General features: G+C 41.7%; 27 protein-coding genes and 1 tRNA gene. 18 read left to right on the top strand and 10 right to left on the bottom strand.

Annotated elements, in window-relative coordinates:
- Positions 1–209: 209 nt before the first annotated feature.
- The 3 genes from WC743_RS16970 to WC743_RS16960 form a co-directional block, all read right to left on the bottom strand.
- Positions 210–551: a hypothetical protein gene (locus WC743_RS16970; protein WP_373013760.1), complete on the bottom strand. Its 342-nt coding sequence runs from the start codon at positions 549–551 to the stop codon at positions 210–212.
- Positions 552–553: 2 nt separating this feature from the next.
- A complete protein-coding gene (gene treA / locus WC743_RS16965) occupies positions 554–2,146 on the bottom strand; it encodes an alpha,alpha-trehalase TreA (protein WP_373013759.1) in 1,593 nt (530 codons plus the stop codon).
- A gap of 87 nt (positions 2,147–2,233) precedes the next feature.
- Positions 2,234–2,887 carry a phosphatase PAP2-related protein gene (locus WC743_RS16960; RefSeq protein ID WP_373013757.1) on the bottom strand — a complete coding sequence of 218 codons (654 nt, stop codon included), beginning with the start codon at positions 2,885–2,887 and terminating at the stop codon, positions 2,234–2,236.
- A gap of 254 nt (positions 2,888–3,141) precedes the next feature.
- Here WC743_RS16960 and eat point away from each other — a divergent pair, with 254 nt between their 5' ends.
- The 4 genes from eat to WC743_RS16940 all read left to right on the top strand — a co-directional run bounded on the left by eat (position 3,142) and on the right by WC743_RS16940 (position 7,795).
- The gene (gene eat, locus WC743_RS16955; protein ID WP_373013755.1) at positions 3,142–4,503 is read left to right on the top strand and encodes an ethanolamine permease; all 1,362 of its coding nucleotides are present in this window, start codon (positions 3,142–3,144) and stop codon (positions 4,501–4,503) included.
- A 55-nt stretch (positions 4,504–4,558) separates the two neighbouring features.
- Positions 4,559–5,944: an ethanolamine ammonia-lyase subunit EutB gene (locus WC743_RS16950; RefSeq protein WP_373013753.1), complete on the top strand. Its 1,386-nt coding sequence runs from the start codon at positions 4,559–4,561 to the stop codon at positions 5,942–5,944.
- On the top strand, positions 5,932–6,687 hold the full coding sequence (eutC, locus tag WC743_RS16945; RefSeq protein ID WP_373013751.1) for an ethanolamine ammonia-lyase subunit EutC: 756 nt from the start codon (positions 5,932–5,934) through the stop codon (positions 6,685–6,687). The genes WC743_RS16950 and eutC overlap by 13 nt, the downstream gene beginning before the upstream one ends.
- Before the next feature lie 172 nt (positions 6,688–6,859).
- Positions 6,860–7,795: a sugar phosphate isomerase/epimerase family protein gene (locus WC743_RS16940; RefSeq protein ID WP_373013750.1), complete on the top strand. Its 936-nt coding sequence runs from the start codon at positions 6,860–6,862 to the stop codon at positions 7,793–7,795.
- Positions 7,796–7,967: 172 nt separating this feature from the next.
- On the opposite strand, the gene WC743_RS16935 is transcribed toward WC743_RS16940, so the two are convergent.
- From WC743_RS16935 to ychF, 4 genes are all read right to left on the bottom strand, one after another.
- Positions 7,968–8,315, bottom strand: a complete 348-nt coding sequence (locus tag WC743_RS16935; RefSeq protein ID WP_373013748.1) for a hypothetical protein — start codon at positions 8,313–8,315, stop codon at positions 7,968–7,970.
- Positions 8,316–8,417: 102 nt separating this feature from the next.
- Positions 8,418–8,489 (bottom strand) — tRNA-Arg (locus WC743_RS16930).
- A 40-nt stretch (positions 8,490–8,529) separates the two neighbouring features.
- Entirely contained in the window at positions 8,530–10,404 is a 1,875-nt protein-coding gene (locus tag WC743_RS16925) for a hypothetical protein (RefSeq protein WP_373013746.1), read from the bottom strand.
- 100 nt (positions 10,405–10,504) lie between these two features.
- Positions 10,505–11,608 carry a redox-regulated ATPase YchF gene (gene ychF / locus WC743_RS16920; protein ID WP_373013745.1) on the bottom strand — a complete coding sequence of 368 codons (1,104 nt, stop codon included), beginning with the start codon at positions 11,606–11,608 and terminating at the stop codon, positions 10,505–10,507.
- Positions 11,609–11,808: 200 nt separating this feature from the next.
- Between ychF and mgtE the strand changes: the two genes are divergently transcribed.
- Both mgtE and WC743_RS16910 read left to right on the top strand, forming a co-directional pair.
- The gene (mgtE, locus tag WC743_RS16915) at positions 11,809–13,179 is read left to right on the top strand and encodes a magnesium transporter (protein WP_373013743.1); all 1,371 of its coding nucleotides are present in this window, start codon (positions 11,809–11,811) and stop codon (positions 13,177–13,179) included.
- A 74-nt stretch (positions 13,180–13,253) separates the two neighbouring features.
- Positions 13,254–13,739 (top strand): DUF5362 family protein, encoded by a 486-nt coding sequence (locus WC743_RS16910; protein WP_373013741.1) that lies wholly within the window; start codon positions 13,254–13,256, stop codon positions 13,737–13,739.
- A 76-nt stretch (positions 13,740–13,815) separates the two neighbouring features.
- Here the strand turns inward: WC743_RS16910 and WC743_RS16905 are convergent, their stop codons facing one another.
- A complete protein-coding gene (locus WC743_RS16905; protein WP_373013739.1) occupies positions 13,816–14,136 on the bottom strand; it encodes a DUF3276 family protein in 321 nt (106 codons plus the stop codon).
- A 128-nt stretch (positions 14,137–14,264) separates the two neighbouring features.
- Entirely contained in the window at positions 14,265–16,052 is a 1,788-nt protein-coding gene (locus tag WC743_RS16900) for an ABC transporter ATP-binding protein (protein WP_373013737.1), read from the bottom strand.
- A 242-nt stretch (positions 16,053–16,294) separates the two neighbouring features.
- On the opposite strand from WC743_RS16900, the gene WC743_RS16895 reads away from it, so the two are divergent.
- The 9 genes from WC743_RS16895 to WC743_RS16855 all read left to right on the top strand — a co-directional run bounded on the left by WC743_RS16895 (position 16,295) and on the right by WC743_RS16855 (position 22,415).
- Complete coding sequence (locus WC743_RS16895) at positions 16,295–17,380, top strand: Glu/Leu/Phe/Val dehydrogenase (RefSeq protein WP_373013735.1); 1,086 nt, start codon at positions 16,295–16,297, stop codon at positions 17,378–17,380.
- A gap of 48 nt (positions 17,381–17,428) precedes the next feature.
- Positions 17,429–18,379, top strand: coding sequence for a transcription antitermination factor NusB (gene nusB, locus WC743_RS16890; protein ID WP_373013733.1), 951 nt, complete (start codon positions 17,429–17,431; stop codon positions 18,377–18,379).
- 6 nt (positions 18,380–18,385) lie between these two features.
- On the top strand, positions 18,386–18,823 hold the full coding sequence (locus WC743_RS16885) for a DUF1573 domain-containing protein (RefSeq protein WP_373013731.1): 438 nt from the start codon (positions 18,386–18,388) through the stop codon (positions 18,821–18,823).
- 17 nt (positions 18,824–18,840) lie between these two features.
- Complete coding sequence (yajC, locus tag WC743_RS16880) at positions 18,841–19,161, top strand: preprotein translocase subunit YajC (protein ID WP_373013729.1); 321 nt, start codon at positions 18,841–18,843, stop codon at positions 19,159–19,161.
- Positions 19,162–19,292: 131 nt separating this feature from the next.
- Positions 19,293–20,240 carry a CdaR family protein gene (locus tag WC743_RS16875; protein WP_373013727.1) on the top strand — a complete coding sequence of 316 codons (948 nt, stop codon included), beginning with the start codon at positions 19,293–19,295 and terminating at the stop codon, positions 20,238–20,240.
- Entirely contained in the window at positions 20,240–20,842 is a 603-nt protein-coding gene (gene coaE, locus WC743_RS16870) for a dephospho-CoA kinase (RefSeq protein WP_373013725.1), read from the top strand. The genes WC743_RS16875 and coaE overlap by 1 nt, the downstream gene beginning before the upstream one ends.
- Positions 20,839–21,777, top strand: a complete 939-nt coding sequence (locus tag WC743_RS16865; protein WP_373013723.1) for an exonuclease — start codon at positions 20,839–20,841, stop codon at positions 21,775–21,777. The genes coaE and WC743_RS16865 overlap by 4 nt, the downstream gene beginning before the upstream one ends.
- On the top strand, positions 21,777–21,938 hold the full coding sequence (locus tag WC743_RS16860) for a DUF5522 domain-containing protein (protein ID WP_373013721.1): 162 nt from the start codon (positions 21,777–21,779) through the stop codon (positions 21,936–21,938). The genes WC743_RS16865 and WC743_RS16860 overlap by 1 nt, the downstream gene beginning before the upstream one ends.
- A gap of 27 nt (positions 21,939–21,965) precedes the next feature.
- Positions 21,966–22,415 carry a MarR family winged helix-turn-helix transcriptional regulator gene (locus WC743_RS16855; protein ID WP_373013719.1) on the top strand — a complete coding sequence of 150 codons (450 nt, stop codon included), beginning with the start codon at positions 21,966–21,968 and terminating at the stop codon, positions 22,413–22,415.
- Positions 22,416–22,938: 523 nt separating this feature from the next.
- On the opposite strand, the gene WC743_RS16850 is transcribed toward WC743_RS16855, so the two are convergent.
- Positions 22,939–23,508 (bottom strand): phosphatase PAP2 family protein, encoded by a 570-nt coding sequence (locus WC743_RS16850; protein WP_373013717.1) that lies wholly within the window; start codon positions 23,506–23,508, stop codon positions 22,939–22,941.
- A gap of 138 nt (positions 23,509–23,646) precedes the next feature.
- On the opposite strand from WC743_RS16850, the gene glmM reads away from it, so the two are divergent.
- From glmM to WC743_RS16835, 3 genes are all read left to right on the top strand, one after another.
- A complete protein-coding gene (glmM, locus tag WC743_RS16845) occupies positions 23,647–25,035 on the top strand; it encodes a phosphoglucosamine mutase (RefSeq protein ID WP_373013715.1) in 1,389 nt (462 codons plus the stop codon).
- An 87-nt stretch (positions 25,036–25,122) separates the two neighbouring features.
- On the top strand, positions 25,123–26,259 hold the full coding sequence (locus tag WC743_RS16840; protein ID WP_373013713.1) for a cysteine desulfurase family protein: 1,137 nt from the start codon (positions 25,123–25,125) through the stop codon (positions 26,257–26,259).
- Positions 26,260–26,338: 79 nt separating this feature from the next.
- Entirely contained in the window at positions 26,339–26,764 is a 426-nt protein-coding gene (locus WC743_RS16835) for a hypothetical protein (protein WP_373013711.1), read from the top strand.
- Positions 26,765–26,774: the final 10 nt, after the last annotated feature.

The following is a 26,774-nucleotide window of genomic DNA, read 5'->3' as shown; positions in this document are numbered from 1 at the left end:
TCTATTTAAGCCCGAAGCATAGCAAAGTCAGAGGACCGAATCCCTAAATAGGTCTCCACACCTAGGATCGGAGCTGGTTCACCTCTGACTTGCGATATCTTTTAAATATAAAACAAACCTAATGGATAGGAGCGGATACCGGCCTGTGGCTAATGCCTGTGTAGTATGAGCGCATAGCCCGGGCCGTAGGTAACGCCCTGAATTTTATTTTATGCTTTGATGCAGGTTAGTGTTTTAAAGGAAATGGTTAAAGTATGCAGACCACTTATAAATTCGATAATCCAATAATCTTGTCTTGATTTCGAGTGCATAAAGTTTACTGTTTTTGAATCATTGAATTTGGAAAGAGTAGTCTCAATTACTTCAAATTCATCCTCAATATTTTCTTGACGATAAGCTGTATATAAAATATCCGTAAAATTTAATGAATACACTACTTCATTATCGCTTTCAATACATAGGACATTTACATTACAGATGTTTTTCAATAAGTTGAATTCATTTATCCAAACAATCGAAATTAAAAAGTCAGCAGACAATATTTCTCTCATATTTAATCTCCCTGCTTATCAAACTGGTACTTATTCATCAGCTTTAACAGCACACCATTAGTCCACCCGAAACCATCTTGCAGAGGGTATTCACCGCCGCCTGCGGTTAGGCTGGTATCAACTACATTATATTTTTCTAAAAGCTTACCGGTTTGTTTAAACACGCGGATGTTTAGCCGTGTCCAGCGGGTGGCAATATCTTTGGCAAGTTCACGATGATTATAGTTTTCGAGGCCGTCAATAGCCATGTATTGCAGTGGTGCCCATCCGTTTGGGGCATCCCATTGCTGGCCGCTAAAGTTGAGGGTGGTAACCAGTCCGCCGGGTTTCAGAAAGTTGGCTTTTAATCCGTCGGCTATTTTTTGAGCCTGTTCTGGGGTAGCTATCTTAAATTCCAACGGGAAAACAGCAGCTAAAGTTGGTATGGCGGAGAACTGCCTGGTGGTCCAGTTATAATCCTGAAACCAGTTGGTTTTCGGGTCCCAAAAGTATTTCAGTATCACTTTTTTGCGGGTATCGGCTTTGGATTGGTAAACTTTATATTGTGCAAGGTTACCCTGTGCCTGGTAACTGTTGGCAATGGTAAGCTCCAGGTTGTACATTAAACAATTCAGATCTACAGGGGCAAGATCGGTAGTTTGTATGGTAGCCAGCTTTGCCGAGCTATCAAACCAACGACTGCTAAAATCCCAGCCGGAAGCGGCCGCCGCCCTTATATGATGATAAAAAACAGGCAGCGATTGCTTGGTGGTTTTAGCGGCATCCACATCTTTGATGTATGATTCCTCCCGCGGTTTATCACTCTCATCCCAATAACGGTTAAGCAAGGTTCCGTCTGCCATACGTACCACACGATGGGCCGCCTTATTATTCGCTAAAGCAGCCGAACCCAGCATCCAGTAATTGTATTCTTTTATCAGTTGCGGCTGATATTTGATCAATATTTTATTGCCTTCGTTTTTTGCCAGCAGGTTTACCATTAACGAAAAGAAAGGAGGCTGTGAGCGGGTTAGGTAATATGCACGGTTCCCGTTAGGGATAAAACCGTAAGTATCTATGAGGTAAGCAAAATTATCAATCATATTATTGATCACCTTAAACTGTTTGCTTTCCTGCAGGCCCAGCATGGTAAAATAGCTGTCCCAGTAATAGATCTCCCTGAATCGGCCACCCGGTACAATGTAGGGGTTAGGCAGCGCCGCCAGTGACGATAGTTTTGAAGCAGCATCGGGTTTACGCTGTAATACTTGCCATAACGTATCAATATGCTTGCGGATCCCATCTTCAATATTGGTTGTAAAAGCGTGGGTAACACCACCGGGCACGGTAAAGTTGGCCATTACAAACTCCTTCAGGTTAAAACCGGCCTTGCCTAATTGCTCATTATAAGCTTTCATGATAAGGTTGGGAGCGTACTTTGGGGTGCAATCCACAAAGGTTTTATTATCCGGAAAAACATCTGATGATTGTACGGCCTCAAACAAACCGGGAAACAACTGGCGGGGCGTTTGTTGTTGCGCGCTAACGTATACGCTGAATAACAGAAATATCGCGACAAGGATATTCCTCTTAACTGATTTAAAGTTGGCTGGCATAGTAAAAGCTGGGGTTATAACAGCTTATAAATTTAATGTTTAAATGTACTAAACACAAGGAGTTTATACAGAAGAACAGAGGCTAATTTACCACTGGCGGGTATGATCGCGCTTTAGGAAATATTTGGTAAGCCTGAAAAGAATGTACACAATAATTGGGGCCGCCAATACATCAATTGTATAATGAATATGCTGTACAAGTAATAGTGCCATTACCGCTATGGTTGCAATAAAACCTATAATTTTATCAGACTTTTTCTCAAGGCAAAGAAATATTAAAACCATTGTTGATGTATGGCCCGAAAAGAAAAGGTCTTTGGTAATAACCACATTGCCATAAAATATCCCTGTAAGCGGGTCAATTAAATTTACCCAGCCATGCGGCGGATCAAGGGGTATTATACTGATGGATATAATGCGGGCAATATTGATAAAAATGAGTGTCCAAACGTAGTTAATGTATATCTCGGGCTTGTATAAAGCCCTGTATAATATGAGCAGGGCCATGCCCCAGATGCAGGCAAATATCAATACTGAAACATTATAAGGAGGGAGCTGGGCCAGCACCCAATCGTTTAGTATTACACCTTGTCTTTTTTGGATCTGGTGGAAAAATAATGGCAGCGTAGATAAAATAACGGCAACAATAAAGGAGCCTGCTAAAATTTTATATCGCGTATAATGAGTTTGCAGGGCAGATGTCCAGACTTGTCTTATTGTAGTGGTGTCGATTTGGGGCACTATTAAACTTAATTAGGAAGCACAAATTTAACAAAAGCGTTAATATTAAATACTTGTTAGTAAAACATTACTACTATGTTATTGCATGCCTGTGAAAAATTACATTTTCATGTGTAAGATAATAGTTTGCATTAAAATGTTACAGAAGGATTTTTATACTTGATAGTATTAACAATAACTTTAAATATTGATGTTTTTGTTTGAATAATTTTAATCAGTATCTTAAGGCAGTGTAAATTTCATAAATAATACCTTTGGAAAAACCGGATAACAAGCAACTTAAAAGAGTACTGAAGCCCGTACATTTATGGGCCATTGCTGTAGGTTTAGTTATCTCCGGCGAATATTTTGGGTGGAATTTTGGCTGGGCGGTCTCGGGCACCATCGGTTTTTTAATAGCCACACTGGTGATCACCGTAATGTATGTCACTTTCATTTTTAGCTATACCGAACTTACCACTTCTATACCACATGCAGGTGGTGCATTTGCCTATTCTTACCGGGCTATGGGGCCATTTGGAGGGCTTATTGCCGGGTATGCTACCCTTATAGATTTTTTGTTTGCCACACCCGCCATAGCCTTCGCACTGGGCAGCTATCTCCATTTTTTATATCCCGGAATGGACGTTTTTTGGTCGGCAGTATTTTTTAATGTGGTATTTATTGTGCTGAATATATCCGGGGTAAAAGAATCGGCAACGTTCTCTGTGTTTATCACCATTTTGGCCGTGGCCGAATTGCTGCTGTTTATGGGCGTGGTTGCCCCGCACTTTAAAATGGAAAATTATTTAAACAACCCTATGCCTTTTGGCTGGGGTGGTGTATTTGCCGCGCTGCCGTTCGCGGTGTGGTTTTACCTTGCCATTGAGGGCGTAGCTATGGTTGCCGAAGAGGTAAAAGATCCAAAACGTAACATCCCACGAGGTTATATTTCTTCCCTGGCAACTTTAGTATTTTTAGCTTTAGGGGTAATGATATTTACCGGCGGCATTACCGACTGGCGTAAACTAAGCGGCCTGGACTACCCTCTGCCAGAAGCCGTAGGCATAGCATTAGGTAAGTCCAGCGGACTAACAAAACTATTTGCCAGTATAGGTTTATTTGGATTGATAGCCTCTTTTCATGGAACTATCCTGGCATCATCCCGCCAGGTATTTGCTATGGCAAGAAGTGGTTATTTACCAAGAGGCCTGGCAGTGGTAAACCAGAAATTTAAAACGCCGCATTGGGCCATAATCGCGGGCGGCGTAATCAGTTTTTTGGCTTTATATACCGGTACAACCAGCCAGATCATTATTTTATCGGTAATGGGAGCGGTGGTTATGTACATGATGAGTATGATAAGCCTGTTTGTTCTCCGCACTAAAGAACCAAATTTAGAAAGGCCGTTTAAAGCGACTTTTTACCCGGTATTCCCGGCAATTGCACTGGTGTTATCAGCTGTGTGTATGGTGGCTATTATGTATTACAACTTTTATATCAGCCTGATCTTTTTTGCCGGGCTGGCGGTATGTGTAATTATATTTATGCTGATGGGTAAACATAAAATAAAGATACTGGACGATGCAATGCTGGATACACCCCGGCAATTAGAAGCAATAACGCCAATTCGCTAATAAATTAATGATGCTAAAATCACTAATTCACTAACTCTCCAATTCACTAATTAAAATGTACCAGCACACCATACTCGGTAAAGTTTACAGGTTTGATAGCCTGCGGGTGCTGCTGGCAAAAGCCTCGCCATTCCGTACCGGTGATGCGCTGGCGGGCCTAAGTGCCGATACCTATGAGGAACGTGTTGCTGCCCAGATCACACTGGCCGATGTGCCTTTAAAAAATTTCCTGGATGAAGCTGTTATTCCCTATGAAGATGATGAAGTAACCCGCCTTATCATTGATAACCACGATAAAAATGCGTTTAATACCATTAGCCACCTAACTATTGGCGACTTACGTGATTGGCTGCTGAAAGACGAAACCGACACACTTATTCTTCAAAGCGTTGCTGATGCTATTACGCCAGAGATGGCCGCGGCGGTATCAAAAATAATGCGTAACCAGGATTTGATAGCCGTAGCAAAAAAGTGCGAGGTTGTTACACGGTTCCGTAATACAATCGGGCTCAAAGGGCATTTCTCTACCCGCCTGCAACCCAATCACCCTACTGATGATCCGAGAGGAATTGCAGCAAGCCTGATCGAAGGTTTACTGTATGGCAGCGGCGATGCGGTGATAGGCATTAACCCCGCCACGGACAGCCCCACAGCGGTCATGAAAATTTTAACGCTGATCGATACGCTTAGGCAACAGTTTGAGATCCCCACACAATCATGCGTGCTGAGCCATATTACTACCACTATTGATCTGATCAACCAAAATGCGCCTGTCGATCTATGCTTCCAATCTATCGCCGGGACAGAGAAGGCAAACACGGGGTTCGGTATCAACCTGAATATTCTGGAAGAAGCTTATTCGGCAACGCTAAGTTTGAACCGGGGAAGTATCGGCAATAATGTAATGTATTTTGAAACAGGGCAGGGCAGCGCGCTATCAGCAAATGCGCATCACGGAGTAGACCAACAAACTTGCGAAGTAAGGGCCTATGCCATCGCTAAAAAGTTTAAACCGCTGTTGGTAAATTCAGTAGTGGGTTTTATTGGTCCGGAGTATTTGTATGATGGTAAACAGATAACCCGGGCCGCATTGGAAGATCATTTTTGCGGAAAGCTCCTCGGCCTGCCAATGGGGGTAGATATTTGCTATACCAACCACGCCGAAGCAGATCAGGATGATATGGATAATCTGCTTACTCTGCTTGGTGTAGCCGGTTGCAACTTTATAATGGGCATACCCGGCTCTGATGACATTATGCTCAATTATCAATCTACCTCGTTCCATGATGCCTTATATGTGCGTAAAGTGCTTGGCTTAAAACCCGCGCCTGAGTTTGAGCAATGGTTATTAAAGCAAGGGATATTTGATGACAAAGGCAACCGGTCGGCTACTGCGGCGGCTGGTTTGCTTAAAAATATGGGAAGCTTATGGATAAAATAATTAAGCATGAACCCGATCCGCTAAGTTTTTTAAAGGAGTTTACTCCGGCGCGGATAGCTATTGGCAGCACAGGTAGCAGTATCCCCACCAAACAGTCACTGGAGTTTAAACTGGCCCACGCCCATGCCCGTGACGCGGTATATTCCGTTATGGATAGCGAAGAACTTACGGAGATCCTGATGCAGTTTAACCTGCCTGTTTTACAGTTGCACAGCAGGGCAGAGAGCCGTGCCCAATACCTGCAACGGCCTGACCTGGGCAGGTTGCTTGATGAGTATTCTATAAACCGGCTAACCGATCAGATAACCGGCGACGATGTGGTTATTATTATTGCCGATGGATTATCAGCCATGGCTATTGATGAAAATGCACTGGCTTTATTACAGCTGCTTATCCCTAAATTTTCAGCTGCAAAATTAAAGGTTGGTCCGCTGTGCCTGGTACAGCAGGGGCGTGTAGCCATTGGCGACCCTATTGCCGACGCGCTAAACGCCAGGCTATCCATTATACTCATTGGCGAGCGCCCCGGTCTCAGCGCGGCTGATAGTATGGGTGCTTATTTAACCTACAATCCTAAACCCGGACTAAAAGATAATTCCCGTAACTGCATCTCCAACATCCGCCCCGGCGGCCTTGACCCCGCCACTGCTGCCGATAAAATTTTCTATCTCGTTCAGGAAGCTTTCAAACGGAAATTATCCGGCGTGGAATTGAAGGATAACGAAGGGTTGCTGGGGGAATAATCCCTAAGCTAAGTATGCAAAGGCATAAATTACTGTGCACTTCAGTCTTGTCTCTTGATTCTTATCCTCTTGCCTCTTTTCCCAGGTAACACTTTTAATACAGATTTTGCCCGGATGATTAAATTAATAACTTTGGTTTAAACCAATTACCTCTCAAAAACCGGAGATTATTATGAAAAAGCAAAACCTAAGCAGGCGCCAGTTTATTGGCAGCGGTGCACTTGCCGCAACATCCATGCTGTTCCTTTCAAAAACATCATTTGCAGGCTCTCTTTTAAGTGCCGCTAAACCAAATTCTGTTATTAATGGCGTGCAAATAGGGGTAATCACTTATTCGTTCAGGAGCATGCCCGGCACTGCCGAAGATTTGCTGAAATATTGCATTGACTGCAACATTAACGCCATTGAGTTAATGGGTGATGCCGCCGAAGCTTATGCCGGGGCGCCAAAACGAGAACAGGGACAGAACTGGACTGAGTTTGGGCCTAAAATAGCCGAGTGGCGTGCCGGGGCATCAATGGATAAATTTAAAGAGCTGCGTAAAATGTATAATGATGCAGGTGTAACTATTTATGCCTGGAAACCAAATGCATTGGGTGCCAAAAACAGCGATGCCGAAATAGAATATGCTTTTAACGCAGGCAAAGCATTAGGCGTTACACATGTTACCGTAGAGCTGCCTGACGATGCGCAGACCAAACGCCTGGGCGACCTGGCCACTAAACATAAAATGTATGTAGGTTATCATGCGCACACACAGGCTACACCAACCTTGTGGGATACCGCCCTTAGTCAATCAAAATACAACGCTATAAACCTTGATATTGGGCATTATGCATCGGGCACAAGCAGCAGCCCTATTCCTTTTATTGAAAAATATCACGACCGCATAACCAGCATGCACATTAAGGACCGTAAGTTTAACAACGGCCCTAACGCGGTATGGGGCCAAGGCGATACACCGATTAAAGACGTGCTGGCTTTAATGAAAAAGAACAAGTATAAATTCCCGGCAACAATTGAGCTGGAATATAATATCCCGGCCGGTTCAGATGCGGTACAAGAAGTAAAAATATGCCGTGCCTATGCTGCTGATGCTCTGAAATAGAAATGAAATTGTCATCCTGAAAGGAGTGAAGGAGTAGACCCTTCGTTCCTCAGGATGACAAATCAATATTTTTTAATAAATACTTGTCGTGGGGTTCCACATCATCGGTTGCAAGCATGTCGAAGATTGCTTCGTGCCGGCAATGACGCAGTTTTTATGCTGGACTTGCTTACTATTCTGTTTTAAAAGAAGAGATGTGAGTTGTTTTTATACTTAGTACAAAAGATTTACCCACACTTATCTTTATAGCTTTATCCTGAATCATAGCTTTTATAGTCTCGTCCGTTTTAAGGGCTTCGTAAAGGTCACGTGCAACAGCAGATCCGCTGATGTTATTGGTAACTTTACCGTTTTCCATAGCTAAACTAAAAGTGTAGCCAGATTTACCGCGGTCGCCGGCAGATTCAAAATCAGTTATATTTAATTTAAAACTCTGCTCTTCTGCAAGGCTTCTCTTAAGATGCAGGCGAATAACCGGGATATATTTTCTCCAGGTTGTAAGGTATTTTCTTTCTTCCATGTGTGGGGGGTAAAGGTATCAATATAATACCGTAAGCCACCTACATTATCAACAAAGCATAGAAAAAGGCGGGTAACTACTTAGTTACCCGCCTTTTAAATGTGTTCTCGATGAGATTCGAACTCATATCGACGGCTTCGGAGGCCATAATTCTATCCATTGAACTACGAGAACATTTTGGCGCAAAGATATGAAAATCGGCTAATCTATCTTATTAATTGGTGCTAAGAGTTGTAAAAGACCTCGAGCCAAGTTTAAATTCAGCTTCGTGATTGTTAACCTTTATCTTTTTAACTTTTTTAATATTGTACTTACTATCCGTTAAGTAAATATTAAGCGCCTTCACCGCATTGGGCAAGCCTTTTAAATGTACGGTTCTGGCAGCGCTGTTGTTTACCACATGAAAGCTATAGCTACCGGTGAATGAATTGCCCAGCGCGGTACAGGAAATGTTGTCATTGTTAACTTCAAGCGGGAAAACGTATAAGTTTGATGGCGTTGATGCCAGTTGTTTAAGCTGCCAAAAACGCCGCGTTGGCCTTAGCGGCCCATTATCACCAAAAATGCCACCACCTGCTAAAGGCGAGTAATCTGCAGTAAGCTGCCATTGTAAGATGGATTGCGGCTGGCAAATAGCTATAAGGCGGGTATAAAGGTTTATCTCTTCTAATGCGTATGATTCTTCTTCAAAATAAGCAGGGTAAGCCCAGGCGGCCGCATCAATACTACCTTCGCCTATAAGCAGGGGCAGGTTTAGTTTCTTTGCAGCATCGGCCCATTTTTGTAATGTTGGTGTATCCCATCCGCGCCAGGAGTGGAATGATACCGCGCCAATGTAAGGCAATGCCTCCGGGTCATTCATAGCCGGATAGATAAAATTATAGGTTGTAGCATCCGAATTGTCACCCAAAAGCAGTTTGGTTGATAAGTTCTTTGATTTGAAATAAGCACCAAGACCTTTTATCAGATCTGCATGCTCCCTGCCAGTTTGCCTGATGTTTATCCCCAGGTCAGATTCATTAAAGGAGAAGTATTTAACCTCAACGTTGTAATGATCTTTTAAATAGATGATATAATCGGTGATGGATTTATAGATCTGTTGCATATTAGTTGCAAGCAGGGGATTGCCCCAAACGCCATTTTTATCGGGCCCGTATTTTAATGGCCCAACAACTGCCCATTGCGGTGGCGCCCATGCAGTTACAATAACCGGGATGTTCAGCTTATAGAGCTTTTGCGCCATCTCCATTGATCTTTTAACATGCTCATCTAAAAAACCGCTGTCGGCTGCAGCAATAGGGTCGCGGTTTATGGCCGGTTGCCAGCTATGCCAGGGCATTTCTACACGGCCCCAAACTACATTTAAGTTTTTAAGACAGTAGTCAATTACCTGCGGATCGGTTTTATTTTGCAGGCGGAAATTTCCACCCAGGCCCATAAAGTTTCTTCCGGCTTTTGTGGTATCCATTTGCATGATGGCATCTGCCTCATCAACAATACCGGTTACGTTTATGAAATAAGATCTTTCAAAAACATCGCCTTTATTTAGTTTGCTTTCACAAACCGGGAAGTATAGCTGGATGTATTTTAGCGTATCATTATTGGGCTGTATCATTGCCGATGGCTGCCCCGGCGTAATAGTTATATCCTGCTGGTTACCCTTAAAGCTAATAACCGTAACAGGCGATTGCGGCGTTGGGCCCGATCGCTTAATGTCGGCCGTGCTGTTTGTATAAATTGTTTTTGGAAGCCTTACGCCTAAATAAACACCTTTTACAGTAATATCCTGGTTTACCGTACATTTTACAGTAAGCTTTATTTTGCCGTTACCAATGTCTTCGTTTGTTATAACAAAACCAAGGCTATCTATAGCGGTATTTACCACCTGCAGGTTGCCGGTACGTTTAAACTTAGGTTTTTGAAGCTCCTTGCCTGTCGATTTTATTTTTAGCCAGCTATTGCCTGCAACATCAATACTGGTGTTAAATGGCATTAGCTGGCCTTTAATGCGTATCCCGTTTAAATTCCCGTAGGGCATAAATTCGGCCTGCGCAAATACATTTTTTTGAAATGACAGCAATGCAAGCATTAATGCTATTGTATAATTTAAGTAACATCTATTTAAAGTATACAATGCTTTCATTGCCTGCAAACGGTTAATATGTGGTTTAAATAATTGTTTGGTACGCCTAAACGTTAAACCTAAAGTGCATTACATCCCCATCTTCAACCACGTAGGTTTTACCTTCAACTCCCAGTTTACCGTTTTCTTTAATAGCAGCTTCAGATCCGTTAAACTTAACAAAATCTTCGTATTTTATTACCTCGGCGCGGATAAATCCTTTTTCAAAATCGGTATGGATAACACCTGCAGCCTGCGGAGCTGTAAAGCCCTGTGTAATGGTCCACGCGCGTACTTCCTGTACACCTGCTGTAAAGTATGTAGCCAGGTTAAGCAGGCGGTAAGCCGCTTTAATTAACTTATTTACGCCAGATTCGGCAAGGCCTAAATCATTCAAAAACTCCTGGCGTTCCTCATATGATTCCAGCTCAGCAATTTCCGCTTCAATTTGTGCCGATATAATCAGTACCTCAGCATTCTCTTCTTTTACAGCCGCTTTTACGCGTTCTACGTAAGCGTTACCGGTGTTAACAGAACCTTCATCAACGTTACATACGTACATAACAGGTTTTGCGGTAAGCAGCCATATATCTTCAATATATTCTTTGTCTTCTTCAGCAACAGGGGCGGTACGGGCAGATTTCCCTTCCAGTAAATGGTTCCTGTAAATGGTTAGCACGTCGTAAGTTTTTTTAGCTTCCTTATCGCCGCCTGTTTTAGCCATTTTTTCAACTTTCTGGATCTTTTTTTCTATCGAATCTAAATCCTTAAGCTGTAGTTCCGTATCAATGATCTCCTTATCGCGGATGGGGTCAACCGAGCCATCAACGTGTATCACATTATCATTATCAAAGCAGCGCAGCACATGTATTATAGCGTTTGTAGCACGTATGTTAGCAAGGAACTGGTTACCCAAACCTTCGCCTTTACTGGCGCCTTTAACAAGGCCTGCAATGTCAACTATCTCAATAACATTCGGAACAACGTTCTTTGGGTTAACAATCTCTGTCAGTTTTGTAAGGCGTTCATCGGGCACGGTAATTACACCCACATTTGGCTCAATGGTACAGAACGGAAAATTTGCCGCCTGTGCCTTGGCATTTGATAAACAGTTAAAAAGTGTTGACTTACCCACGTTTGGCAAGCCTACTATACCACATTGTAAACCCATTTGTTAAACTCTAATTTTTAAATTGTAAACTCTAAATGAGCGCGCTAACTGCTTGCAGTAAACTGCAAACCGCCCACTCAAATTAAGGCGCAAAGATAACAGAAAAAACTGCCTTGTAATTTGAAAAAATAAACGACTTTTGCCAGCGCTACCACAGAGTATAAATTAAGGCAAAAACATGTAAATAAGAGGGTGATTTTATGGAAGAAATGGTTGAGCAAATAGAATTATTACTGCAGGAAGGTGATAATACCCAGTTAAAGGAATATTTGAATAACCTTAATATATCGGATGTTGAAGAACTGATTGATGAACTTCCGGAATATGGCCCCTTATTTATTGAAACCCTTTCCATTAACCGGGCGGTTAATGTATTCAGGATATTGGATTTCCCTACTCAGGAACGGATCATCAAAAAACTTTCGGGTAAAAAAGTAGGGGAGATCATTAATGAGTTGCCGCCGGATGACCGTACTGCTTTTTTTAGTGAATTACATGGCGATGCTGTTAAAACCCTCATACTACACCTATCGCCCGCCGACCGTAAGGAGGCATTATCGCTATTAGGTTACCAGGAAGACAGTGTTGGCCGTTTAATGACGCCCGATTACATAGCCGTTAAAAAGAACTGGGATGTAACCCGCGTGCTTTCGCACATTCGCCGCTATGGTAAAAACTCCGAAACCATTGATGTTATATATGTGATTGATGAGAATGGCGTTTTGCTGGATGATATCCGGATCCGTGAAATATTGTTGGTAACGCCCGAAACTAAGGTAAGCGATTTGATGGACGGCCGCCTAATTGCCCTGAGCGCTAACGACCCGCAGGAAGATGCGATAAACGTGTTCAGGATGAATAACCGTACAGCATTGCCGGTTACAGATTCTGACAATATTTTGCTTGGTATTGTAACGGTTGATGATATTCTTTGGATAGCCAATGAAGAGTATACCGAGGATATTCAGAAGATTGGTGGTACCGAGGCCCTGGATGAGCCTTATTTGGATATCAACCTGTTTCGACTGGTTAAAAAGCGTGTAGGCTGGCTGGTAATATTGTTTTTGGGCGAAATGCTTACCGCCACAGCAATGGGCTTTTTTGAGCACGCAATTGAAAAAGCGGTTGTATTGGCCTTGTTTATTCCGCTGATCATTTCAAGCGGGGGGAACAGCGGCTCGCAGGCATCAACATTAATTATACAAGCCATGGCACTGGGCGAGGTTACCATTGCCGATTGGTGGCGGGTTATGCGCCGCGAGATCATATCCGGTTTAATGCTGGGTATAACTTTGGGTATCATAGGCTTTTTCAGGATAGCCGCTTTTAGTTTGTTTAGCACCATGTACGGCCCGCATTGGATATTGGTAGGCTTTACCATAGGCTTTTCATTGATAGGTGTTGTATTATGGGGGTCACTGGCGGGCTCTATGCTGCCATTGGTTTTAAAGAAATTAGGTGCCGATCCTGCAACTTCATCTGCGCCGTTTGTGGCTACTTTGGTTGATGTTACCGGCCTTATCATTTACTTTACAGTTGCTGTATTATTTATGAAGGGTGTATTGTTGTAATTTTTGTTGCTTAGCTACATTGAGTTTATAACATTTAGTTTATAACTTTAAGGAAACTAAACCTTAAATTCAACATGGAAACAACAGAAAACCAACTTGAACCAACTGCCGAACCACAAATTATTTTGTCTGACGAAGCACAATATTATCTGCAAAAGGCCGGCCAGTGGGCTTACTTTTTAGGGATAGTGGGCTTTGTACTTTCTGGCATATTTGTTTTAGGTTCATTATTTGTAGGCAGTATATTTAGTATGATGTCTAAACTTCAGCCTGAAGCCGCTACGCCTTACCCGGCGGCAATGGGTGGCTTTTTAAGCTTTGTATATATCCTGCTTGCCGTTTTCTATTTCTTTTTTTCGCTTTACATATACCAATTTGGCAGCCGTATTAAAAATGGGATACTACATAGTAATTCGGCAGAAATAACTACCGCCTTTGGCAAACTAAAATCATTTTTTAAGCTCTGGGGAATTACAACAATAGTTATTATATCCTTATACGCTTTAATATTTATTGCAGCTATAATAGGCGGGGCAATTGGTATAATGAGCAGCAGATAATATAATTTTTAAACAAAAATACCCTGCCATAGGGCAGGGTACTATTATAATTTAGGTTGGAGTATTGTTGTCTTCTTTAAAAGGAAAAATCCTCATCAGCTTTTGCAATTTCAGGATTTTCGCTGTATTCGTAACGTTTCTCAACTACTTCCTGGTGGTCTTTAATATATTCTACGGTGTCTTTTAAACCTTCGGCGAATTTCTCAAAGTCTTCTTTGTATAAAAAGATCTTGTGCTTAATAAAAACGCCATCTTCCAAACGTTTTTTACTTTCTGTAATAGTTATATAATAATCGTTTGACCTGGTCGCTTTTACATCAAAAAAATAAGTTCTCTTCCCGGCTCTAACCTTCTTTGAGTAAACCTCTTCACGCTCTCTGTTTTCAAAATCTCCCATAAATTGTGTATCGTAATAGTTTTGGTTGGCATAAATATAAATATTTTTTTAAATCGCAACTACTAAATGCGATATTATTAAACCATTTACATAAACTTTTACGCAATTAAATTGTAAGGGTTGCATTTTTATGCTTTTTCCTCTTCTTCAAGTAATTGTCTCTCGTACAATTCAAAATATGCGCTCTTCAAATCCATTAGCTGGTTGTGGGTACCCTGCTCAATTATTTCGCCATTATGTAATACCAATATCTTATCGGCATTTTTTATGGTTGATATCCGGTGCGATATAATAATGCTGGTTTTGCCCTGCATTATCCGGCCCAGGTTGTTCAGTATCTCTTCCTCTGTACGGGTATCAACTGCCGACAGGCAATCATCAAAAATAAGCACTTGCGGTTGCTTAACTATAGCCCTTGCAATACTTACCCGTTGTTTTTGCCCGCCTGATAAGGTTACACCACGCTCACCAATAAGCGTTTCAAAGCCGTTCTCCAGCCCTATAATATTATTGTAAACAGCTGCATCTTTAGCGGCCTGCTCAACACGCGGCATATCCAGCACATCGGCACTAAAAGCAATGTTGTGCGATATAATATCTGAGAACAGAAAAACCTCTTGTGGTACAAAACCAATTTGCGAGCGGTAACTATCCAGGTTAAGGCGGGTAATAGGCTTATCGTCTATTAATATATGCCCGCCGGTAGTATCATACATGCGCATAATTAAATTGCCAATGGTTGATTTCCCCGAGCCTGTGCGGCCAATAATTGCCACCATTTCGCCGGGATTGGCTACAAACGATACCTGCTTTAAAGCATTGATACCGGTATCTGGGTAAACAAATGATACATCTTTAAACTCTATTTTACCGGCAAGGTGCCGTGCCGGTACATCTGGAGAGATGATCTCCGGCTGCTCATGTAAAAACTCGTTAATGCGCTTTTGCGAAGCCGCGGCACGCTGTATCAATGAAGTAACCCACCCCAATGATATTACCGGGAAGGCCAGCATATTTAAATAAACAATAAACTCGGCAATATTACCGGCGGTAATGTTACCCTTCATTACCTCCACGCCGCCTATGTACATGGTAATTACGTTACTCAAACCTATCAGGAGCAGCATTGCCGGAAAAAACATGGCCTGCACCTTTGCCAAAGCCATGCTTTGCGTTTTATAATCTTCGCTTTCATCAGCGAATTTGCCGCGTACAAAACCTTCACGCACATATGATTTAATTACCCTGATGCCCGAAAAGTTTTCCTGCACAAAGCTCGATAATGCAGAAAGGCGTTTCTGGATCTGCTCGCTCCTAAACTCTATAACCGTATTTACATAAAATATAATAACCGCCAAAATAGGTAAGGGCAGTACAGAAAATATTGCCAAACGCACATTCACAGTAAGCATGGCATATATCACCAGCACAAAAAGTACAACCGTATTAATGGTATACATAATGCCCGGCCCCAGGTACATACGCACACGGCTTACATCCTCGGTAACACGGTTCATGAGGTCGCCGGTGTTATGGCGGCGGTAAAAAGCAAGTGACAGGCGCTGGTAATGGCTGTAGGTCTCGTTCTTCAGATCGTACTCAATATGCCGCGACATGAGTATCAGCGTTTGCCGCATAAAGAATAAGAACATTCCCCTTAGCAAAGCTAATATTAACACCAGTACGCCAAATAGCATTAAGCTGGAGCCAAATATATCATAGATAATGTTTTGCCTGTTAAAGCCCGTAAATAGCTGGTAAACGCCAATATTTTCGGTAACCAGATCAAACGCTACGCGGATAACCTGTGCAGGCAGTACGCCGAAAATGTTTGATATGATAACAAACAATATACCCGGAACCAGTCGCCAGCGATATTTATAGAAGAATTTATTTAGGTATGCGAGTTCTTTCATGTTTTTAGTCCGAAAGCCGGGATGCCCGAAAGTCCGGAAGATAGAAATTCAAAAGTACGGTAAGTGGATTGGAATTCAAACATGATAAAGGATGAAAAGACTAAAGTTTAAAGACAAAAATCGTGGTTACTCATGCCTCACTTTTTACCCATTCGTTCCTCATCGCTACTTAAACTTTGCCACAATAAAAAAAACAGCTACTTTTGTAGCGCCGAGACACTAAACACTTTGCCGTTATTACAATGCCTGCTCAACAACACACTGATAGTATTTTTAACCAGCTTGAAACATACGGACATAAAAAGGTTGTGTTTTGCAGCGATCCGGATACAGGCTTAAAAGCAATCATCGCAATTCATGATACCACATTGGGCCCTGCTTTGGGTGGTACCCGCATGTGGGCTTATAAAACCGAGAGCGAAGCTTTGCAGGATGTATTGCGCCTTTCAAAAAGCATGACCTATAAATCGGCCATTACAGGGCTTAACCTGGGTGGTGGCAAGGCGGTTATTATAGGCGATTCGCGCAGGGATAAAACCGAAGCGTTACTGCGCAAATTTGGCCGGTTCATAAAAAACCTTAACGGAGAATTTATTACAGCAGAAGATGTAGGTACCAATACACGCGATATGGAATACATACGCATGGAGACCCAGCATGTTACGGGTGTACCCGAAACTATGGGTGGCACCGGCGACCCTGGCCCGGTAGCGGCTATGGGTGTTTTTATGGGCATGAAGGCAGCCGTAAAAGAACTTTATGGCAATGACAGTATCACCGGCCGCTCGGTTATTGTGCAGGGGATAGGGCACGTAGGTGAACATTTGGTGAAGTTGCTGCGTGATGAAAATGCCAAGGTTTACGTAAGCGACATTGACGATGACCGCACACGCCAGGTATCAAAAAAATACGGGGCCGAAGCCATCTCAAACAACACCATATTTGATATTAATGCTGATATATACGCACCCTGCGCGCTTGGGGCAACTATCAATACACAAACTATTAACAAACTGCAATGCGCTATTATAGCCGGTTCGGCCAATAACCAGCTGCAGGACGAATCATTACACGGGCAGATGCTGCTGGATAAAGGCATACTGTTTGCACCCGACTATGTAATAAATGCAGGGGGCATCATTAACTGCTATTCGGAGTTAATGGGCTACAGCAAAAAGCGCACAATGCAGCTTACCGAAAATATTTATGAGGCAACGCGAAATGTTTTAAAACTTTCTAAAGCCGAAAACATTTCTACTATTGATGCGGCAAATAGAATTGCCGAGAAACGGATAGCAGATATTAAAAAAGTGAAATCAACCTATTAATAATTATCATGTCGGCCAGGGTTACCAGGTCATAATCGTTCTTACAAAATGTTAAATAGAAGGCACCTACGGGTAAAAGTGTTACAGTCGCTGTACGCGTTCCACCAGTCAAACACTAAAGAAATTAAGGTACATGAAAAATTTCTGCTAAATAGTATTGACCAGGTTTTTGAAATGTACATATGGATGCTATCTCTTATAAATGAGGTAGTTGACTATACTTCGCGCGATGCGGAAGAAAGAGCCAATAAACATTTACCTACAGCCGAAGATTTGAATGCCAATGTTAAATTGCTAAGCAACAAATTCATTTTATCGCTGGTTCAAAACAAAGAGTATATAGCCGCTGTAAAAAAATATAAGGTAGAGTGGTCTTTTGATCCCGAGCTGGCAAAGTCATTGTTTGATACGCTGAAAGCCTCGCCTGATTATGCCGAGTACCTGGCAAAAACGGATGACAGTATCCAGTCTGATAAAGACATTATCAAATTCATTTTCAAGAAAGTTATCCTGAAATCATCATTAGCCGAGCAGGTTTTTGAAGATAAGTTTATTTTTTGGCCGGTAGATCGTGAGGTACTACAGGCACTTATAGCCAAAACATTCAAGAATTTCTCTTTTGATGAAGAGTTAGAGAAAAATCAACTGGCAGAAATAAGCGGCAATTGGGTAGAAGACCGCGAGTTTGTTATTAACCTGTATGAACAAACCATTCGCCATGATGCAGAATACCAGGCATTGATAGCAGAAAAGACCCAGAATTGGGAGCCGGACCGTATAGCAATGATGGATACTTTATTAATGAAGATGGCTATTGTAGAATTTATTAATTTTACATCGATACCCGTAAAGGTTACCATTAACGAGTACCTGGAAATATCCAAAGAGTTTAGTACACCTAAAAGTAATTCATTTATTAACGGTATCTTAGACAAGATTTTATTTGAACTTAAAGCCCAAAATAAAATAAGGAAAATAGGCAGAGGATTAATAGAATAACAACCAATGAAAAAGCTGTTTTTATGTACAATTGTTGCCGGTATGCTCATGACTGCCTGCAACTCAAATTCAGGAACTAATGCTACCGCGGCAACTACCGCTGATGCCGGTAATACCAGTGCAACCAATGCGCCTGTTGTTAAATTTGAAAAAGAAACACATGACTTTGGCAAAATAAAGGCAGGTGATAAAGTAACTTATGCTTTTAAGTTTACCAATACCGGTAAATCGCCATTGATTATTAAAGATGCGGTTGCAACCTGCGGCTGTACCAAACCTGAGTGGCCAAGTACACCTATTAAACCGGGTGAAGAAGGTGAAATTAAAGTAACCTTTAGTAGTGTAGGTAAAATGGGCCTGCAGGATAAACAAATTACCATTACCGCCAATACCAACCCTGCGCAAAGCATGGTTCATTTAATTGGTGAGGTAACTCCAATTTAATTTATATAAACAAAAAAATGACAGCAACTATTTTATTACAAGCCGGTGGAGGCTTAGGTTACCAGCAATTAATTATGTTCGGGTTAATTGCAGTGGTGTTTTATTTCTTCATGATCCGTCCGCAAATGAAAAAACAAAAGGACCAGAAGAAATATGTAGACGAACTTAAAAAGGGCGATAAAGTTGTTACAACAGCCGGTATCCACGGCAAAATATATGAAATTGCCGATACTACTTTCCTTATCGAAACTGAAGGCGGTGGCCGTATCCGTTTTGATAAATCTGCAGTATCATTAGAAGCTTCAAAAGCGCTAAATACTCCGGTTGTAAATAAGTAAGCTACAAAGCTTAAGGCTAAAAGCACAATGCTTAAGGCCCCTAACACCATAAATTACAAGAGCGAAAAGCTTAAGACGAAAATATTTTCATTCGGCTTTCAGCTTTTCGCTTTCTGCTTTTAAGCATAAAAATGGCAATAATTAAACTATCTGCAATTGAACGCCGGCGCTTATCTGCGTTTATTACCTGCCTGGTGTTTGCTATTTTTGCATGGTTGTTTACCACTTTGTCTAACCCATACAGGTATACTGTAAAACAAGTTATCACTTTTAAAAATGCGCCCTTAAAACGGGCGTTCCACCCGCTGCAGTCTGATACTATTAATGCTGTTGTACAGGGAACCGGCTGGCAAATGCTCTTTTCAAAAATGGATGGCGAGCAAAAACCGGTTAGCATTGATCTGCATACGCTGGATAGCAAGAATTATATTGTGCTTAACACGCAGTTAAAGCAGATCAACCTGAAAAAAGAACTGAACCACCAGATCATTGCCTTTAACCCCGATACCTTGTTTTTTGATTTCTCAAACCGTACTATTAAGAAGGTGCCGGTGCAATTGGTAAGCGCTATTGATTATCAGCGCCAGTTTGCACAGTCAGATAATGTAATTATTAAACCCGCGTTTGTAACTATAAGCGGCCCGGCAGAGGTATTGGCTAAAATAAGATCATGGAAAACAGATTCTGTTAAGCTAAATGATATTAACGAAAGCTTTAGCTCGCGTGTAAGGCTGCAATCGGTTAGAGAGGGTAACCTGGATATAGTCCCCAAAAGTGTGATAGTGAACATCCCCATTGATGAGTTTACCGAAAAAACAATGGAGATACCCGTTAAGCTGATAAACAATCATAACTACTATGATGTAAGGATCTTCCCGCAAAAGGTAAGGGTTACTTTCACCACATCGTTAACCAAGTATGCCGATGCTAATGAAGATGATTTTGAAGCCGTTGCCGATTTGGATAAATGGCGTGTAAGCGGTTACACTGTATTGCCGGTAACGCTCACCCGCTTGCCATCGTACAGCAAAATTGTGAAGATAGAGCCGCAAAATATTGACTTTATTATTAAAAAATAATGTTTAAAGTAGGCATCACCGGTAATATTGGCAGCGGTAAAACAACTGTTTCTAAAATTTTTAAGGTATTGGGTATCCCTGTTTTTTATGCTGATGATGAAGCTAAAAAAGTGATGGTAACCGATAGCCTGCTTATAGCGGGCATTAAACAAGCCTTTGGCAATGAATCTTACTTTGCCGATGGTACTTTAAACCGTAAGCACATTGCCGCTATTGTGTTTAATAATAACGATGAATTAACAAAGCTGAATGCTTTGGTGCATCCTGCCGTTTTTCGTGCTTTTGATAACTGGGTTTTGCAGTTTGATGATAAAGTGCCTTATGTGATGAAAGAAGCCGCTTTAATGTTTGAAAGTGATTCTTATAAAATGTGTGACAGAACAATAATGGTTTCCGCCCCGCTGGATCTGCGCACCAAACGTGTTATGCAGCGCGATGGTATCTCTGCCGAAGAAGTACAAAGCCGCAATGCACGCCAATTTCCCGAAGAAAAGAAACGCGAAATGGCTAATGATCTGATTATAAACGATGATACGCAACTGGTGATACCACAGGTTTTAAAACTGCACCAATTGTACCTATCTCTTGCTCCTGATAAATGATAATTGACGATTTTGTTGTTTTTGATGACAACGGTTTGTACTGCAAATACGGCGACTTTTACCTCGACCCTAAACAGCCTGTAAACAAAGCGGTAATCACCCACGCCCATGCAGACCATGCCGTAAGCGGCAACCACCATATTTATACCACTGCCGCTACCCTGGCCTTTATGCAATTACGCTATGGCAAAAGTGCAGGTAAGGTCATTTATACGACCAATTATAACGCGGCGTTTAATATTGGCAATGTACAGCTAACCTTTATCCCGGCGGGCCATATGCCCGGCTCTGCACAAATATTAATGGAGTACGAAGGTACCCGTTATTTGTACACCGGCGATTATAAGTTACAGCCAGATGCCACCTGCGAACCATATGAATTTGTGAAAGCTGATGTGCTGATAACCGAAAGCACTTTTGCCGACCCCGGGGTTATGCACCCAAACCCGGTAGAAGAGATCAAAAAACTGAACGACATTAAAATAAATATTCTGTTAGGGGCTTATAGCCTGGGTAAGAGCCAGCGATTGATCCGGATGATAAATGAGCACGCGCCGCAAAAAAAGATATTGGTGCATCACCGTATTATGCCTATTAATGCCATTTATCAAAAAATGGGGTTTGAGTTGGGTAACCATCAGATATATGGCCGCAAGCTGATGAAAACACAGGAGGAATGGATCTACATCGTTCCGCCGTTTACTTTTGACAGCTATTTTAGGGCTACGGGGGTGAAAAGATTGTTTGCATCGGGATGGAAAAACCTGCAGGTGAACGCGCAGGACACGCTTTTTATATCTGACCATGCCGATTGGAACGACATCATTGAAACCGTTAAACAGACCGAACCAAAACAGATCTGGACACTGCATGGAAACGGTACACACCTTAAGAATTATTTTAATAATGATATTTTTGTGAAATTGCTGAGCTAATGCTGCAGGAGAATATTGATTATTATATAAACCAGGAAGGGAATTTTGTGTTTACCAAAGAGTATCACTTAAAACGGGGCTATTGCTGTAAAAACAAATGCCTGCACTGTCCCTGGAGTTATGGCCGGGAAAAGCAGACCGGTAAAACAAGAGATAAATAATTATATTTGCATGCATTTCGTTAATAAATGGGAATAGAGGAAGATATAAAAAGCACGAATTTTGAAGATAACTACCACAAAGCAGTTATCAACCTCAACTATACCTATGGTTGGATCACGAATTACATGCGCCCCGAGTTTGAGAAATTTAAACTTACCCAGCAACAATTCAACATTCTTAGAATTTTACGCGGCCAGTATCCAAAGCCCGCAACCGTAAACCTTTTAAAGGAACGAATGATTGATAAAATGTCTGATGCATCGCGCATTGTTGATCGTTTGGTACAAAAGGGATTGGTTTCTCGTTGTACCAATTCAAGCGACCGCCGCGCGGTTGATATCCGCATCAGTGAGGAAGGGTTAAGTGTCCTTGAAAAAATGGGTGCCGAATTCAAAACAAAAGACCTGTTTAAACAAAACCTTACCGAAGAAGAAGCTGGCCAGCTAAGCGATCTGCTGGATAAGATGAGGGGGTAATCTCTTAATATAGAATCAAGAGGTTAGATTCAAGAGCCAGGAATCAAGATAAAAATATGCCTGGTGTTTGTGTCCCTGTAAACAGTTGCACCCGGCGATTTGCTTAAAGATTTCGGTGAGGACACCGAAATGCGGAGTTGGGCTGCGATATATATATATAAACCCACCGGTGTTTGTATCTTCACAAACACTTTTTGATATCCACCGGTATTTGTATCCCGGCAAACATTTTTTTTATTTTGAGATTTTTCAATTCCTGAGAGCCTGTTTTTCCGCACTGTATTTTGCTGCATAATTGCGTCGCAAAAAAGAGATAAATAGAGATTTTTAGAATTAATTAGAGATTTTTAGAGTTTTTTTTGACGTTTGGCACGCAATCTGCCTGCGGTATTAATCATGCAAAGAGGCCATCAGGATTAAAAAAAGAGTCGATTTTTTACGGAGTGTTCCGCTTTTAGCGGAACGGAACACTTTGCCATTTTATATAATTGGAGAAGGGATTGTGCAGTAAGTCAATTAGTAATCAGGCGGTAAATTCCGGTTGCAACTTCTTAAACCCGGCAGCGAATAACCATCCAACTAAACTGCCATAAATTGCCCCGCAGATTACATCTACCGGGAAATGCACTCCTACATATACCTGTGCAAAACAAATAATGGTTGCCCACAAAACGCAGGCTGGTAATACCCAGGGCCATTTTTTTAAAAATAAGCAGTTTAAAAACAGGGCTATGGCGAAATGGTCGGTAGCATGGGTAGAGGGGAAGCTGTAGCCGGTACCACACGGCACCCTGCTAATTACTGTAGCCGATGTAACCACATCCCTGCACGGGCGAACCCTTACTACATATTTTTTGATGAGGCTGGCGCTGGTAAAATCAGCAAAACCTACGGCTAATATTAACATTACTATGAGTATAGCGCCTTGCTTTTTATATCGCCAAAGGCAAAAAGCAATAATAAACAGGTAAAGCGGGATCCAAAATTGGGGATTACGCATCAGCGGCATTATCCAGTCGAAAAAAGTGTTTGACAGGTCGTGGTTAATAAAGTAAAAAAGGTGCCTGTCAAAATCTAATAGCTGGTTGGGCATTGCTTTTATGCGGATGAATGTGGATAAAAACGCGAAATATCAACAAATATAGCCAATAAAATCAGCCTTAATGAAAAGGAATTTTACACTGCTATCACTGAAATAATCTTATTTTTGTAGCTTATTATTATTTTAATTTTGACACTAATAAAATCAATTTCGGGAATAAGGGGCACAATTGGCGGCGCAGCAGGTGAAGGCCTAACCCCTTTGGATATAGTAAAGTTCACTTCGGCTTTTGGTAGTTGGGCAGTAAAAAGATCAGGGTTAAAAAAGATCGTTTTAGGCCGTGACGCACGCATTTCGGGTACCATGGTTAACAATCTGGTTATTGGCACTTTGCAAGGTTTAGGGATTGACGTGATAGACTTAGGTTTATCTACCACGCCAACCGTTGAGGTTGCCGTACCGGATGAGCAGGCTGCCGGTGGTATTATCCTTACCGCAAGCCACAACCCCAAACAATGGAATGCTTTAAAGTTGCTAAATGAAAAAGGCGAGTTTATTAGTGATATTGATGGTAAAGAAGTGTTAGAAATTGCTGAAAGCAGTGATTTTATATACGCTGATGTAAACGACCTGGGTAAAGTTATTAATGATGATACCTATCTTCAAAAACATATAGATAAGATACTGGCCCTGCCTTTGGTAGATGTTGAAGCCATAGCTAAAGCCGATTTTAAGGTGGTAATTGACTGCGTTAATTCCACCGGGGGCATTTTTGTGCCTGCATTGTTAAAAGCATTAGGCGTTAAAACCGTTCACGAACTATATTGCGAACCTACTGGTAATTTTCCGCACAACCCGGAGCCATTGCCCGAAAACCTGATCGCTTTATCGCAGGAGGTTTTAAAGAAAAAAGCCGACATAGGTATAGCTGTTGACCCCGATGTTGACCGCCTTTGCTTTGTTTGCGAAGATGGCGGCATGTTTGGCGAGGAATATACATTGGTAGCCGTTGCCGATTATGTGTTGAAAAAGACGAAAGGTAATACGGTATCTAACCTGTCATCAACCCGTGCCCTGCGTGATGTTACCGAAAATGCCGGCGGCGAATACTATGCAGCGGCAGTAGGCGAGGTGAACGTGGTAAATAAAATGAAAGAAGTTAATGCCATTATAGGCGGTGAAGGCAACGGCGGGGTTATTTATCCCGAGTTACATTACGGCCGTGATGCCCTGGTGGGTATAGCGTTATTTTTAACTCATTTAGCTAAGTATGGTAAACCCGTATCGGTGCTTAAAAGCTCGTATCCTAACTACTTTATCTCTAAAAACAAAATTACGCTAACTCCCGAAATGGATATTGACGCGTTGTTATTGAAAGTTGAAGAGAAATATCAGAAACAACCGCACTCAACTATTGACGGCTTAAAAATTGAGTTTGATAAAGAATGGGTACATTTGCGCAAGTCTAATACCGAGCCTATTATCCGTATATACTCTGAAGGAAACTCAGAAACCGTAGCGAATAACCTGGCTAACAAGATAATAACAGATATAAAAGAAATATTACAACTTAATTAATTGTGAATTAATGATTTAGTGATTGTTTAAGACTGTCATTTAAATTCACTAAATCAGTAATTCGCCAACTCACTAATTTTTACTAACATGCGTGTTTACTTTGATAATGCCGCTACTACAGCTCTTGATCCTGAAGTTTTAAAAGAAATGTACAAGGTGATGGAAAACCAATTTGGTAATCCTTCATCCATACATGCACATGGCCGGGAGGTACGGACATTAATTGAACGTTCACGCAAAACGATAGCCGGTTTACTGCATACCTCGCCTGCCGAAATATTTTTTACCAGCGGTGGTACCGAAGCTGATAATACTGCTATCCGTTGCGGAATTGTAGATCATAAATTAACACATGCTATTACCACCAAACTGGAGCACCATGCGGTTTTGCATACACTACAGGCTATGGAAAAAGCAGGTGTTATTAAATTAAGCTATGCCGATGTTGATAGTAAAGGCAACGTTGATTATGATCATCTTGAAACTTTATTAAAGAATAACGAACGCAGTTTTGTATCATTAATGCATGCCAATAATGAGTTAAGCACTATTACCGATCTGGACAAGGTAGGTGATCTCTGCGAGGCTTATAACGCTCTTTTTCATAGCGATACGGTACAAACTGTTGGCCATTACAAACATGATCTAAGCAAGCTTAAATTGCATTTTATGGTATGCGCGGCACACAAGCTGCACGGGCCAAAAGGCGTGGGCTTTTTGCACATTAACCATCGTGTTAAGATCAACCCAATGATATACGGTGGTGCACAAGAACGCAATATGCGCGGCGGAACCGAGAATGTTTACGGTATAGCAGGTTTAGCCAAAGCCCTTGAAATGGCGTATGCTGAAATGGATCAGCACCAAAACTATATCCAGGACCTTAAATCATACATGAAAAGTAAGCTGGAGCAGCATGTACCGGGTGTAACTTTTAATGGCGAAACTGACCCCGCTAAAAGTTTATATACGGTGTTAAATGCTTCTTTCCCTGAAATGGAAATGGCTGATATGCTATTATTTAATCTGGACATTGCAGGTATATCCGCATCAGGCGGCAGCGCGTGCAGCTCGGGTTCAGATATTGGTTCACACGTACTTACCGCTATAGGGGCTAACCCGGACAGGCCTTCGGTAAGGTTCTCTTTTTCAAAATATAACACTAAGGACGAAGTTGATTACACCGTAGCCAAATTGCGCGAATTGTGCCTTGTAAGCGCATAGGTGGTTAATAAAATTTCTTTTTTAGAAAACAATAGTGCGATTTCATGGGTTGTTTTATATATCAATTAAAACAAAGACTATGACAACTAACAATGAAAATATCTGGGGCGATGATTCAAATAATCAATCTCAGGGCAGCGGAGTAAACTCATTTGACACGCCGGATAATGGTGATATAACAAACAGGGATTTTTCTGAGGAAGGTAGCGGTACAACCACAGAAGGTAATTATTCAGGTGGATCTGACCCGGAAAATCATCCGGATGAAACTCCTGAAGAACGTGAGTCTGATAATGAAGGAACAGGCTATTCTACCCAAACAGAGGTTAACCAGCAACAACAAGGAGCCGATACTTCATATAGCGAACAAAACGATGTAACTCCGCCTAACCCGCATGAGTTTCCATCAGTAGGGGTAGCTACCAAAACAGATTTTGTCAGCCGCCCACATGGCCGCACAACCGGCAGAATGTTAGGCCACGAGCCAGGTACTGAAGGGATATAACAGCTTTTCA

Origin of the sequence: Mucilaginibacter sp. (assembly GCF_041660805.1) — a bacterium.
In the GTDB taxonomy this organism is placed as follows: Bacteria; Bacteroidota; Bacteroidia; order Sphingobacteriales; family Sphingobacteriaceae; genus Mucilaginibacter.
Note: the sequence above shows the minus strand (reverse complement) of the source record. Positions and strands in the feature narration are given on the sequence as shown.

Coding starts and splice junctions, on each gene's coding strand:
- WC743_RS16970 (WP_373013760.1), bottom strand. CDS start 551: ATGAGAGAAATATTGTCTGCTGACTTTTTAATTTCGATTGTTTGGATA.
- treA (WP_373013759.1), bottom strand. CDS start 2,146: ATGCCAGCCAACTTTAAATCAGTTAAGAGGAATATCCTTGTCGCGATA.
- WC743_RS16950 (WP_373013753.1), top strand. CDS start 4,559: ATGTACCAGCACACCATACTCGGTAAAGTTTACAGGTTTGATAGCCTG.
- eutC (WP_373013751.1), top strand. CDS start 5,932: ATGGATAAAATAATTAAGCATGAACCCGATCCGCTAAGTTTTTTAAAG.
- WC743_RS16940 (WP_373013750.1), top strand. CDS start 6,860: ATGAAAAAGCAAAACCTAAGCAGGCGCCAGTTTATTGGCAGCGGTGCA.
- WC743_RS16935 (WP_373013748.1), bottom strand. CDS start 8,315: ATGGAAGAAAGAAAATACCTTACAACCTGGAGAAAATATATCCCGGTT.
- WC743_RS16925 (WP_373013746.1), bottom strand. CDS start 10,404: ATGCTTGCATTGCTGTCATTTCAAAAAAATGTATTTGCGCAGGCCGAA.
- ychF (WP_373013745.1), bottom strand. CDS start 11,608: ATGGGTTTACAATGTGGTATAGTAGGCTTGCCAAACGTGGGTAAGTCA.
- mgtE (WP_373013743.1), top strand. CDS start 11,809: ATGGAAGAAATGGTTGAGCAAATAGAATTATTACTGCAGGAAGGTGAT.
- WC743_RS16910 (WP_373013741.1), top strand. CDS start 13,254: ATGGAAACAACAGAAAACCAACTTGAACCAACTGCCGAACCACAAATT.
- WC743_RS16905 (WP_373013739.1), bottom strand. CDS start 14,136: ATGGGAGATTTTGAAAACAGAGAGCGTGAAGAGGTTTACTCAAAGAAG.
- WC743_RS16900 (WP_373013737.1), bottom strand. CDS start 16,052: ATGAAAGAACTCGCATACCTAAATAAATTCTTCTATAAATATCGCTGG.
- WC743_RS16895 (WP_373013735.1), top strand. CDS start 16,295: ATGCCTGCTCAACAACACACTGATAGTATTTTTAACCAGCTTGAAACA.
- nusB (WP_373013733.1), top strand. CDS start 17,429: ATGTTAAATAGAAGGCACCTACGGGTAAAAGTGTTACAGTCGCTGTAC.
- WC743_RS16885 (WP_373013731.1), top strand. CDS start 18,386: ATGAAAAAGCTGTTTTTATGTACAATTGTTGCCGGTATGCTCATGACT.
- yajC (WP_373013729.1), top strand. CDS start 18,841: ATGACAGCAACTATTTTATTACAAGCCGGTGGAGGCTTAGGTTACCAG.
- WC743_RS16875 (WP_373013727.1), top strand. CDS start 19,293: ATGGCAATAATTAAACTATCTGCAATTGAACGCCGGCGCTTATCTGCG.
- coaE (WP_373013725.1), top strand. CDS start 20,240: ATGTTTAAAGTAGGCATCACCGGTAATATTGGCAGCGGTAAAACAACT.
- WC743_RS16865 (WP_373013723.1), top strand. CDS start 20,839: ATGATAATTGACGATTTTGTTGTTTTTGATGACAACGGTTTGTACTGC.
- WC743_RS16860 (WP_373013721.1), top strand. CDS start 21,777: ATGCTGCAGGAGAATATTGATTATTATATAAACCAGGAAGGGAATTTT.
- WC743_RS16855 (WP_373013719.1), top strand. CDS start 21,966: ATGGGAATAGAGGAAGATATAAAAAGCACGAATTTTGAAGATAACTAC.
- WC743_RS16850 (WP_373013717.1), bottom strand. CDS start 23,508: ATGCCCAACCAGCTATTAGATTTTGACAGGCACCTTTTTTACTTTATT.
- WC743_RS16840 (WP_373013713.1), top strand. CDS start 25,123: ATGCGTGTTTACTTTGATAATGCCGCTACTACAGCTCTTGATCCTGAA.
- WC743_RS16835 (WP_373013711.1), top strand. CDS start 26,339: ATGACAACTAACAATGAAAATATCTGGGGCGATGATTCAAATAATCAA.